Below are 12,433 nucleotides of genomic sequence, written 5' to 3' on the forward strand. Positions count from 1 at the left end.
TTTATAGACAACGAATATAAGTTGAGTTCTTTTTGGTATTTAAAGAATGTTATCGTATAGTTGGAGAAGGTTAGTTGTTTTGCATTATACATGGCATGTTGAGTGCGTGGTAGGGAAATTTAAAGATTAGGATGTTTGAGAATACTAGATTGGGAGTGTATAAATTTAAGTCCAAGCATATGGAGAACTGATGGTAGGGTGAATGGGGGATATGTATTAGAGGTATCAATCTTAGGGGGAGGTGCTCTTTTTCTAAAACAAAAGAAAAGGAAGGTTACATTTAATAATCCCCTCGCTCTTACTATATTACCATAAGATTTGCATTGCCTTTAGTATCTTAATAATGTATTTAGGTTATTAATAAAGATTTTTGATTTTCTTTATATGTTCAGTGAATAAAAGTAATATTAAGATAACCAATATTGATAGAACTAGAATCCATGTAATATTTTGAAGTTTAGAAATATCGTTAAAACGGTTAATTTCAGTAGACGTTGATTTTTCATCAATAAATACAAACATTCTATAAAGACGAAAAGTAATTTTTAAGAAAAATGACAACGTGATAGTTATGAAAATATTCAATAGTATTAGTGTGTTTTTTATGTGTTTCATTTCGTACCTCCTCCTAGTGGCTTATTTAATTATTTATTCTATAAGAAAAATAATAATCCTTTATTATTGCTTCCTTTGGCATGAATATAGGAATTTTTGATGGAAGTTTAGTGGGAGTAACAATCTCGATTTACTTTTCTTTAGCATTTTTTAGAGCAGATTTTACTTTTAGGAATTTAAGTAATGAAATGTAGGTACAAATGGTTCAGGTAAAACAACTTTAATAAAGCTTCTTTTGGGACTGTATATGCCAACTGAAGGAAAGATAACTCTTAATGGTAGGAATATTATGGATTATAAATATGAAGACTATTTAGATATTTTTTCAGCAGTATTTCAAGATTTTAGACTGTTATCCCTTACCTTAGGAGAAAATGTGGCAATATCAAGACAATATAATTGTGATGAAGTGGAAAGTGCATTGAAAAGTGTTGGATTATCTAAGTTTTTAGAAAAATATGATTTGAATACTTACCTTTATCGAGAGTTTAGTGAAAATGGAATGGAGATCTCTGGCGGGGAAGCTCAGAAGGTTGCAATGGCAAGGGCTTTATATAAAAAGGGTCATGTCATTATTTTAGATGAACCCACAGCAGCATTAGATCCAATTTCCGAACATGAGATATACTTGAAATTTAATGATATGATAGGAAAAAATACGGCTATATACATATCCCATAGGTTATCATCATGTCGTTTTTGTAGTAATATCTGTGTACTTAATGACGGAGTACTTGTACAGTATGGTACCCACGAAGAACTTCTGTCGGATGTTGAGGGTAAATACTATGAACTTTGGAGTTCTCAGGCTCAGTACTATGAGGTGAGTTAGAAAATAGAAAATATTAATCATATAAAAAGAATCGTATCCGTCAAATACAACCCACATATGAAGGAAGTCCTATCTATGAGATAATTCTCGTAAATAAGACTTTTGCTATTTCTTAGATTTAAAGGGAGTTCTACATTCTTCCGGCAAGGTCTCTGACCAAGGGAGAAGATGATCCAGTGCACCAGGGCTAGTAAGTTTCGTTAGGGGGATTTACAGAAAAGATAGTTTTTACGACCGATTACAAAGGGCTTAATCTGTCTTTCTGCTCCATTGTTGCTCAGTTCGCACTGTCCATCCTTTAGGACATTACTTAAAAGTTCCCAGTTAGATAGACTATAATTAATTGCCTGTCCCGGCTTGCTTTTCTTTACAACCTTAGGCTGAACTTCTTGAAGCCATGACAAATAAGCCTCTAGTACAGGCTTTGATTCAATATTTCTCATATTTTGCCGTTCTTCGGAAGATGAATCTTTCCACTTGGATTCAAGATAGAAAATTTTCTTGAAATATTCCAGGGCCGCGTAAGCGTGGTAGATTCGATTACTGCTTCCTTTGGAAGAATCTTCAAAGCATCCGTATAGTAACGCCTAGCATGAGCATGATTTGAGAAGTAAAATAATGCTCATGCTAGAAGGCGATTAGCAGACGTAGTGAAAACCCAAGGAGAAGAAAAAGCAAAAGACACCTTGGCCTACGAAGCCTTAAAACAGATAGCAGCCATATATAAACTGGACAACGAACTTTCAAAGTGTAATATGGAGGATAGAGTCCGGCAGAGAAAACTCATAGTAAAGCCCCAAGTGGAGGCCTTCTTTGCATGGGTAAAATCACACCAACATGAAGTACCACCAAAATCAGAAACTGGAAAAGGATTTACATACTGCCTAAATCAAGAGCGCTATTTAAAAGTGTTCCTAGAACATGGAGATGTACCTTTAGATAACAATGCAACAGAATCAGCGATGCTTTGTAATTGGGTGGGCTTTAATATAATCATAGGGTGAAGGAAGAGAAGGGGTGGGATGTTAATTAGAATTATGTAATTAGAATCCTAGTGGGAGAAATTACGTACGACATAGATTGAGTTATTTGAGGAGATAAAAAAAAATCTTCTAGTCCAATTTACACTTTTGACGTAGTTCAAAGATTTAGAAGTTAAATATATTACAATTATTTAATATATGGGTATATATAAATAAAAAAATAAGCGTTATAAATTAATTTTAGAACATATATACATTTACGACGTGTAGCACAACATGTACAAAGGAAGACAGTTTTGTTTTTATAATTACCTAATGAATAATTAAAATGGATAATTAGCAATTTATAATTTTTTTCTAAATAACTACATTTTTGACAACAAAATTCGACATAAAATACTAATATACTATGATATAGTTAAGTGGTAAACTTCGAATGGAGTTGCTTCTATTATTTACTACTTTCCCTAGAGTGGATAAATAATAGATACACCTTGTAGGGGAGGTAAAAAATACAAAATTAGTATTGCTAGAAACACAGGAGGCTAAACTATGAAAAAGATTGTTTTTTTATTAACATGTAGTATTATGATAATGTCATCAATGTTTACATCTTTTGCAGTAACAAATGAAGAGAGCGTGGCACAAGATATTAAAACAACGAATCCTATTTTTTATGAATTCTTATCTGAATCAGAAGTTTCCAAAATAGCAGTTATAAACGTTTATGGAGAAATTGTTAATGATAAACATAGTGCGGATGTAAAGAAGAGCTTAGAAAAGGGAAATTACAATGAGGTTATTAGCATGCTTATAGAGTTTGACTTAGCTTTAACACATGATGAGAAAATTAAAAAGAATAAAATTAGTGGAGGAAACGAAATTACACCATACACTATAAGCTCAGAAGTACAGTTTACTAAAGAATTCTACGAGTTAAGGACAGATAGTACAGGTACATTTACTAAAGAATGGATCACAAAATTAAGTGGAAAATATATTGAAAATTCAGACGGAACATTTACTGCAATGGGTAATCCATCAATAACTGTAATAGCTGATTTTGGTTCGTCATTCTCTGTAAATCCTCGTAGCTATTCAACAGGATACTCATATCAAAACAGTAACAGAGCTATTTCATTTTATGGTTCGTACACCATGGATGCAACTGCATCAGTACCTCTAAATATAGGTGGCTTTGAATTTCCAATTGGAAAGACTTTTACTTGGGGTCAGATATATAGAAGTCATACGGTACAATAATGGCTACTCTTATTATAATTAGCATCATAGTTTCTATATTTTCCACATGTTTGTTTTGGAATTGTTTGAAGTTAGTAAATAAAAATAAAAGCAAATTAAATATTTACTTGACAGTAATATTTTTCATTATTTACTTTGTCTTGTTTTATATTGTTCAGACAAGTTCACCTAAAGAAATTAAAAATTGGTATATCATTGACTCTTTAATGAGTAAAATTTCAGGCGTAGGATTCCTAGCGTTATTGTATAATATTTTTCAAAAGCTAAAACATATTTTGAAAAAATAAGAGCAAATCCTTCGATGAACTCTCCACTCTCAAGTTAGACAGTGGAAATAATAAAAACTCTATTAAGCGACTAGACCCCGATACTCCACTGGGTTCTAGTCGTTTAGCTTTTTTGCTTTTAATAATCATACAACAGTATGGCAATAATTTAATAGCGGGTATTATTAAAATCATGTATAATGAAAGTTAAGAATTAAGTTTTAAGAATGACTAATGGAGGGGGAGGTCAATGAAGTTAAATTTAGATAAACAATATTTTAAGTATTCTTTGTATGCCTTTATTTCAGTGGCCATGTCGATTGTTTTCTATCAGTTATTGGATAACATGGGTTTTTACTTGAAGAATTTTAGTTTTGCACTTGTGATTACAAGGAAAATACTCAGTCCCTTCATTATTGGTGCTTTTGTGGCATACCTATTGAGCCCAGGGGTGAGATGGTTCGAAAAAAGTTTCTATATTCACGTAGGATTCATTAAAAGAAGGAAAAAACTTCATAGACTCCTAAGTGTTGTAACGATGTATTTTATTTTAATCAGTGCCATAACCATGTTAATTGTTTATGTTGCACCTCAGATTGGGAATAACATTACTGATATCGTCACCAGTATACCTGAGTATATAAAGGATACAAATAAACTGATAAGTAACTGGGTGGAGGAGCTAGAGCAAATTAGTAGCTTCAATGTATCTGAGCAGATAGATGCTAAAATAGAGCAAGTCTTTGCCAAAGCCCAAGATGCTTTGGAGCATATTGCTGATAATCTAGTAGTGAGTATTTTGACCATCACCTCAGGAGTTCTAAATTTCGTACTAGGATTAATTATTTCCTTCTATGTATTGATGGACAAGGAATCCTTTAAAATGGGATCCCAACGTCTATTGAGATTAGTGTTCAAAGAAGATAATGTAGAAAAGGTAAAAATATTTGGTAGAGAGGTAGATGATCTTTTTGCTAAGTTCATTGTAGGGAAATCCATCGATTCCATTATTATTGGAATCATTTGTATGATTGGTCTAGTATTGATGGATATTCGTTACGCTCTGCTAATAAGTGTGATAGTTACTGTTACCAATATGATTCCGTACTTTGGGCCATTTATTGGTGCTGTGCCAGCCACCATCATTACCTTCTTCGACAGCCCTGTAAAGGCCTTTTGGATTATGGTTTTCATTTTTGCCCTTCAACAATTCGATGGATTAATCCTAGGGCCAAAGATATTAGGAGACAGTGTAGGAGTCAGCCCCTTCTGGATTATCTTCTCTATCGTAGTAGGGGGTAAATTATTTGGCGTGCTGGGGATGTTCCTAGGAGTTCCTGTGATTGGGATATTAAGACTGGTGGTAAATCGCTTCTTGGAGCAACAGTTGGAGCGAAAAAATATAAAGCTAGAAAAGAGTAAGGCTGTAGATTCGTAAAGAGTAAGGATAAATTAGTAATGGTAAACGCTAGAATGCTAAATACACATGATAAAATAATAGAAATATAAAGATATGAAGCCCTAACTATATATTGGTTATTTTTAGGAACCAATTGGAGTTAGGGCTTTGACTATTTTGTTTTATCTTTTTTTATTGGGGGGCTTTTTGTAACTTACGGCTACGATAGTTTAGATATGCTCCAGAAAGAATTAGTAAAATCCCTAAGAAGCTATAAGCATCAGGTAGTTCTCCCCAAATGATGATTCCAATTAGGATAGAGAACATAGTATTACCATAGCTATAAATAGACAAATCACTGGCCTCAGCATAACGATAGGCATAGGTCATCATATATTGAGCTGCTGTTGCAAATGTTCCCACTGCCAGTAGAGCTAGGGCTTGTAATGGAGTAGGCATCACAAATTGTCCCCAAAAGGGAATGGCACTAATGCTGGAGAGGGCAGTAAAGTAAAAAACAATTACCTTAGGATGGTCTGTAAGTCGCAGATGCCTAATGATGGTATAGGCAGATGCAGCAAATATGGAGGAACTTAAGCCCATAAGGGCTGGAATGATTGTTAGGTCAAACTGGGGTTTGACAATGAATATTACACCAGTTAGAGCCACTAAAATTGCCACCACCTGAGACCTACGGATGGATTCTTTTAAAAAAAAGAAGGCCAATAATAGCACGAAAAAGGGATTCATTTGATTCAGTACAACTGCGTCTGCCAGAGGTAGACGATCAAGGGCAAAGAAATAAAAGAAAACCCCCAATAATCCAAACAAAGAACGATAGAATAAATATTTTTTATTGTTACCAGCAAAACTTTGCTTGGACCTAATCATAATACCTGCGGTAACGATCAATCCAAGAAGATTTCTAAAAAAAACCTTTTGCATAGTAGGCAAATCTCCTGAAAGTTTAACAAAAGTAGCCATTAATGCAAAAAATAAAGATGAGAGAATCATCAGCAATATTCCTTTGTTTCTATTATCCATGTTTAAAACCTCCTTGCATGCTACGCATTTTTAAGTATGTGTAATAGATACTTTATTATAACATTTTTATATAAATTTACCGAATTATGTTGGGTTTAAATAGTAATGTAAATTCATAAAATAACTACGTAACTGACTAAATAGATGAATAAAATAGCTTCTTTAAAGGGAGTGAGGATATGGACTTATGGCAACCAGAAAGAGTATATTTTGAACCTACAGCAAAAGACACCATTGTCGGAAGACGAATTCAACAATATTGTGAAGAGCATAATGTTCCTATACTAGAGACCACATCCCACAATCAGGTAAGGGATTTGCCTGGGAAGGATGAAAAGTCAAAATATGCTGCTGCCAAAAAAACTTTAATTGTTGGTACAAAGCGAAGTATGAAATTAGACCCCTGCAGATCCTCAGCAGACTATCAATTTTCCTTGATGACAAATTGCCCCGGTACCTGTGAGTACTGTTATTTGTTCTCCACCCAAGGGAAAAAGCCCTATGTTAGAGTATATGTTAATATGGAGGAACTGTTTCAAACCATTGATAAATATATAGAGAAAAAGCTACCCCATGCCACCGTTTTTGAAGCCGCCAGCACAGGTGATCCATTGGGTGTGGAACATATTACAGGAACCCTAAAGGATACAATCATTCACTTTGGTAAGCTCCAAAAAGGAAAGCTTCGGGTAGTTACCAAATACTCAAATGTAGACGGACTGTTGGATATCCCCCACAACAATCATACCCGATTCAGATTTAGTATAAATTCCAATTATGTTATCAAAAACTTTGAGCATAATGTATCCAATCTATGGGATAGACTCAGGGCGGCAGGAAAGATGGCAGAGGCTGGCTATCCTCTAGGATTTATCATTGCCCCTATTATGCTCCATGAGAATTGGAAACAAGAGTACAAAGAATTACTAGAAGGGCTTCATCGTCAACTGGGTGCAAAAAGCGACAGCTTCATTCCTTTTGAACTGATTCAACATCGCTTTACAATGAATGCCAAAAATATCATTGAAGAGAGATATCCTAATACAAAGCTAGATATGGACCCTGAAAAACGAATAAAAAAGTGGGGTAAGTATGGAAGAACAAAGTATGTGTATCCCAAGGAGGAGGCTCAAGAGGCTAAAGAATATATCTCAAATCTCATCAAAGACATGTTTCCCCATGGACATATTCAATATTTCACTTAAAATCAATAAAATGTAAGCAAATAGAAAGAAGTACAAAAGATACCCTAGTAGGATTCTCCTAAGGGTATTTTTTCTATTGCTAGAACTCTAAGGTTTAGTTAGCACAGCACCTTTCCGTATTTAGTATACGTAATTGTGACTGTGCTTTCTTCTTTTTTTGCTCTCTGGGTCTAATGGCTTCCCAACAGGCAGAGCTTCATTGACTCTTTTAATAAGCTTCCTATCATAGGCCAAAGGTCTTAACTATGATTTTTGGTATAAAGATTAACGCCAATTTAACACTGGCTTAACAAATGCTTAATTGGGAATAAGTACTGACCCTGTATATTTAAAGTAGGAAATAATACTAAAAACCTATATTGGAGGAAAATTAATGAAGGAAAAGTTAGCAAAGGCAAAGCGTCTATTCTATAAGTTTACCTCGAGAGCAAGTCAAATTTTTAAGCTTACCTCAAGTGTAAGACCAAATCCTTTTGTGGGCAAAAAGGCTCATTTGTTTAAAGGGGGTAGAATAAATTTTTCAGTCTTAAATAACTTTAAGATTCGTAACAAGTTATTGCTCATGGTGCTGGCCACAGGTTTAATTCCCATCATTTTATTAAGTGGTTTAAGTATTAATAATGCCAGTAGTGAGATTGAAAAGGAAGTTTTAAAGGGGAATCAAGTTTTTACTACATTGACCCAAGAAAGAATAAATGAGTACTTTTACACACGAGAAGGGGACGGCAAAGTTTTGGCCAGCTCCACAATCGTTCGTGAAGGGGTTAAAAAACTAAATGGCTTTGATATACCTCAATCAGAAAAGGAAGAGATAATTATAGAACTTGAGGGATACTTAAGTACTGTGCTTGAGCAATATCAATATACAGATGTCTTTTTAACTGACAAATATGGAGAGGTAGTTTTTAGTGTTAAGTATGATAAATTAGACATGGCGCCACTGGTTTTTTCAGGTATATTTACTGAAAAGGCAATGAAGGGGGAGCAAAACTGGTCTGATGTATTTAGAAATAGCTTTATTGGGGACAACCTTATGGTTCTTGCAACTCCTGTTTATTCGGAGGTTGGGCAGCAGGATTTACAGCCTATGGGTACTTTAAATATTGTATTAAACCAAGAAAAGTTGAATGGCATTATACATAACGGAATTGAGCGTTTGGGGACAACAGGGGATGCCTACCTTATTGACTCAAAAGGGCTTCTACTTACAAATACAATGAAGGAACAGTACAGTGAGGGAGCAGCATTAAAGGAAACCCTAGAAACAGAAGCAGTAAAAATTTTATCAGAGCCCATTAGGCTTGGGGACTTGGGATTTAATCAAACAAAGAGTTATAAAGGATATATGGGAAAAGGAGTGATTTCAACCCTATCTATAGCCCAGATTGGAGATAGCTATGTTGGCCTTGTGATTGAAGTAGAGGAAAAGGAGGCCTATAAAGGGGTATCCCGTCTTCGAAGTGAGATAATGGGAATGGCATCAATAATCTTCATTACCAGTGCCCTATTGGCGACTTTTTTAGCTCAGACCATTAGCAAACCAATTGTTGAAGTAATTAAGGTGACTGATGAAATCGCAAACTACAATCTTACTGGACAAGCTACCGACAAAGATATTCAAAGAAGAGACGAGATTGGAGACTTAAAAAGGTCTATTATCAAAATAGAAGATAATCTAAAATCGATTATTAAAGAAGTTGAGAGATCTGCTGTCGAAATTGCAGCCTCGTCGGAGGAATTAAAAATGAACTGTCAGCAATCCTCCTATTCGGCAGATGAAGTGGCCAAGTCCATCGGTGCAATAGCTGATAACTCCACTGCCCAAGCCCAAGGAGCTGGTGGTAGTTTCCAAAAGTCTAAAGAATTAAGCCATATTATAGTAGAAGATATTGAAAATTTAAAAGAAATGACTAAGGCTACAAATGAAGTAATCACATTGGTAAATTCTGGTTTGGGCATCGTAGAGGGATTATCAGAAACAACGATTGAAGCTAACAGAGTAAATGTTGAAGTTCAGAATAGTGTAAAGAAAACCAATGAAAGCTCAAGGAAAATTGAAGAAGCCACTAAAATTATTATGACCATTGCCGATAAAACAAATCTATTGGCTTTAAATGCTGCTATTGAGGCGGCGAGGGCCGGTGAAGAAGGACGAGGCTTTGCTGTAGTGGCAGATGAAATTAGAAAGCTAGCGGAACAGTCTAAAGCATCCATCAAAACCATTGACGGCATAGCAAACAATCTATATCAAGATAATTTAGATACAGTAGAAACTATGGAAAACTTGGTGAGGATTTCTAAGAAACAGGTGGCGGGTGTCGTTGAAACAAAAGAAAAGTATTTAGAGATTGCTGAAGCCATTAAGACGACAGAGGATCGATTGGCTGAATTAAATGAATCCAGCCTAAAGATTGATGGTATGCGGGCAGAGGTGGAGGCTGGGATCCAAATGTTGGCGGCAGTAACGGAGGAAAACTCCAATAGTGTAAAGGAAGTCTCTGCCTCTATAGAAGAACAGACGGCTTCTATTGAAGAAATATCCCATGCCAGCAAAGGACTAGCTTCGCTGGCCCAAGGCCTTAGGGAAGTGGTGGGCAAGTTTAGGACTTAAGGAAAAATCCTCAGGACTTTGGTTGCAGGCATAACATGTTCTTAACAATTGATTAACAAATCGATAACAACGGGGGCATGTTTATGCGATATATTAGTAAATGTAGAACACAACAAATAAAAAACAAGAAAATTGATAGGGGGACTTATTAATGTTTAAAAAACTTTTAGTGTTATTATTAATCGCTGCTATGGCCTTCTCAGCAGTAGCATGTAGTACAGAAACAAATGATTCAGCTACAGAGGGAAATGAAAACCAAACTCAAGAAGAGGTTGCAAAGTTAGAAGGTCAAGTAATCGTAGATGGTTCAGGGACTGTTTACCCATTAATGGCTCATATCGCTGAAGAGTATATGACTAACGAACAACCAAATGTAAGTGTTCAAGTTGGACGTGCTGGTTCAAGTGCTGGTTTCAAGAAGTTCATTCCAGGTGAATTAGACCTTTCAAATGCATCTAGAAAAATCAAAGACAAAGAAGTAGCTCAACTTGAAGAAAAAGGTATGAAGGTTGGAGAAGATGTATTAGAGTTCAAAGTAGCTCTTGATGGATTAACAATGGTAATTAACAAAGATAACACATGGGCAACTGAAATGACTAAAGAAGAAATTATCAACATGTATCTTTCAGGCAAATACAATGCAGAGGACAAAGTACTTTGGTCTGATATTAGAGCTGATTGGCCACAAGAAGAAGTTAAATTCTTCGGACCAAATGAGAACCACGGAACATATGAGTTCTTCCATGAAGTAATCCTTGATAAGCAAGATATGGTTAAGACAGCTAACTTACAACAAGAGTACTCTACACTAGTTGACTTAGTAGCTAGCGACAAAAACGCAATCGCATTCTTCGGATTCGGTTACTATGTAAATAACCAAGATAAAATTACAGCTGTAAAGGTTGACTTCGGAAATGGTCCAGTTGAGCCTACTTTAGAAACAATCGGAGAAGACCTACCGTACGCAGGATTCACAAGACCAGTATTCACATACGTGAATGCTAACTACGCTAAAGAAAAGCCACAAGTGCTCGACTTTGCAAAATATGTAGTATCTAAAGAAGGTGCTGAAAGATTAGCAGGTGACAATGGATTTGCTCCATTACCAGCATCAGTATATGCTGAGTATACAAAGCAATTAGAAGCAATTAAGTAAAGAAGCGATTAACTAAATAATATAGATTGTTTAAGGCTTTAAGATGAGAGGACTAAGTTCTTCTCATCTTTAAGCCGTGTATAGAGAAGAAAGTTATTTTTTAACAGTTATCTTAGAAAGGATCGGATTATATGGATAAAACTATTCAGGTGAGAGATCTAATAAAGAAAAATCTTAATAACCCCAAAAATAGGAACATAGATAAGATAATGCCAAATATATTTCTGTTGGCGGCATCTATTTCAGTGATAACAACTATAGGAATTGTCTTAACGCTAATATTTGATGCTTTTAAATTTTTCAAAGAGGTACCCCTAAGGGAGGTATTTAGTACTCATTTAGCACCATTAGCGGTTAATCCCTCTTTTGGTATATTACCTTTAATCAACGGAACGATTATTACATCAATTATTGCAATGATGGTGGCGATTCCTATAGGCTTAGCTTCAGCTATTTATTTGAGCGAATTTGCTTCAGATAAAACCCGTAAAAACCTTAAGCCTATGATGGAAGTATTAGCAGGGATTCCTACTATTGTATATGGTTTTTTTGCTTATTCATTTGTAACGCCTTTATTAATGACAATTATCCCAAGTCTAGGGGCAAAAAATGCCCTCAGCCCTGGCATCGTTATGGGAATCATGATTACGCCCATGGTGGCTTCCTTATCAGAAGATGCCATGAACGCTGTTCCTAATGCCATGAGGGAAGGAGCCTTAGCTTTAGGGGCAACAAAATTAGAGGTAACTTTAAAGGTTGTTGTACCTGCAGCCATCTCTGGAATCATCGCTTCCTTCGTATTAGGGATTTCCAGAGCCATAGGGGAAACAATGATTGTGGTTATTGGAAGTGGTAGTTCAAAGAATTTCTCCTTTGACTTTACTCAATCTATGCAGACAATGACAGCTTATATTGTAGAATTTACCAGTGGAGATGCAGGTAGTGGTACGTTAGGTTATTATAGTTTATATGCAGTTGGACTGATACTATTTGTCTTTACTTTACTAATGAACCTATTTGCACAGTATATCTCCCGTAAGTATAGAGAGGAGTATTAAT

Annotated in this window: 8 protein-coding genes and 2 pseudogenes; 8 read left to right on the forward strand and 2 right to left on the reverse strand. The window is 35.3% G+C overall.

Features of this window, described 5'->3' with window-relative positions:
- Positions 1 to 817 precede the first annotated feature (817 nt).
- Positions 818 to 1,447 (forward strand): annotated as a pseudogene (locus JOC73_RS07655) (ATP-binding cassette domain-containing protein); the annotation flags it as partial.
- Between the two features lie 200 nt (positions 1,448 to 1,647).
- Here JOC73_RS07655 and JOC73_RS07660 read toward each other — a convergent pair.
- A complete protein-coding gene (locus tag JOC73_RS07660) occupies positions 1,648 to 1,983 on the reverse strand; it encodes an IS66 family transposase (protein ID WP_204401803.1) in 336 nt (111 codons plus the stop codon).
- 96 nt (positions 1,984 to 2,079) lie between these two features.
- Between JOC73_RS07660 and JOC73_RS07665 the strand changes: the two are divergent.
- The 3 genes and pseudogenes from JOC73_RS07665 to JOC73_RS07675 all read left to right on the forward strand — a co-directional run.
- Positions 2,080 to 2,451: pseudogene (locus JOC73_RS07665) on the forward strand (IS66 family transposase); the annotation flags it as partial.
- A 531-nt stretch (positions 2,452 to 2,982) separates the two neighbouring features.
- Positions 2,983 to 3,693 (forward strand): hypothetical protein, encoded by a 711-nt coding sequence (locus JOC73_RS07670; RefSeq protein ID WP_204401737.1) that lies wholly within the window; start codon positions 2,983 to 2,985, stop codon positions 3,691 to 3,693.
- Positions 3,694 to 4,209: 516 nt separating this feature from the next.
- A complete protein-coding gene (locus tag JOC73_RS07675) occupies positions 4,210 to 5,397 on the forward strand; it encodes an AI-2E family transporter (protein ID WP_204401739.1) in 1,188 nt (395 codons plus the stop codon).
- Positions 5,398 to 5,550: 153 nt separating this feature from the next.
- Here the strand turns inward: JOC73_RS07675 and JOC73_RS07680 are convergent, their stop codons facing one another.
- Positions 5,551 to 6,402, reverse strand: a complete 852-nt coding sequence (locus JOC73_RS07680; RefSeq protein ID WP_204401741.1) for a DMT family transporter — start codon at positions 6,400 to 6,402, stop codon at positions 5,551 to 5,553.
- A gap of 179 nt (positions 6,403 to 6,581) precedes the next feature.
- Between JOC73_RS07680 and splB the strand changes: the two genes are divergently transcribed.
- The 4 genes from splB (at position 6,582) to pstC (ending at position 12,432) form a co-directional block, all read left to right on the forward strand.
- Entirely contained in the window at positions 6,582 to 7,607 is a 1,026-nt protein-coding gene (splB, locus tag JOC73_RS07685) for a spore photoproduct lyase (protein WP_204401743.1), read from the forward strand.
- 373 nt (positions 7,608 to 7,980) lie between these two features.
- Positions 7,981 to 10,218, forward strand: coding sequence for a methyl-accepting chemotaxis protein (locus JOC73_RS07690; RefSeq protein ID WP_204401745.1), 2,238 nt, complete (start codon positions 7,981 to 7,983; stop codon positions 10,216 to 10,218).
- A gap of 151 nt (positions 10,219 to 10,369) precedes the next feature.
- Entirely contained in the window at positions 10,370 to 11,374 is a 1,005-nt protein-coding gene (locus JOC73_RS07695) for a PstS family phosphate ABC transporter substrate-binding protein (protein WP_204401747.1), read from the forward strand.
- 131 nt (positions 11,375 to 11,505) lie between these two features.
- Positions 11,506 to 12,432, forward strand: coding sequence for a phosphate ABC transporter permease subunit PstC (gene pstC / locus JOC73_RS07700; RefSeq protein ID WP_204401749.1), 927 nt, complete (start codon positions 11,506 to 11,508; stop codon positions 12,430 to 12,432).
- Position 12,433 lies beyond the last annotated feature (1 nt).

The organism is Alkaliphilus hydrothermalis, assembly GCF_016908555.1.
Lineage (GTDB): Bacteria > Bacillota > Clostridia > Peptostreptococcales > Natronincolaceae > Alkaliphilus > Alkaliphilus hydrothermalis.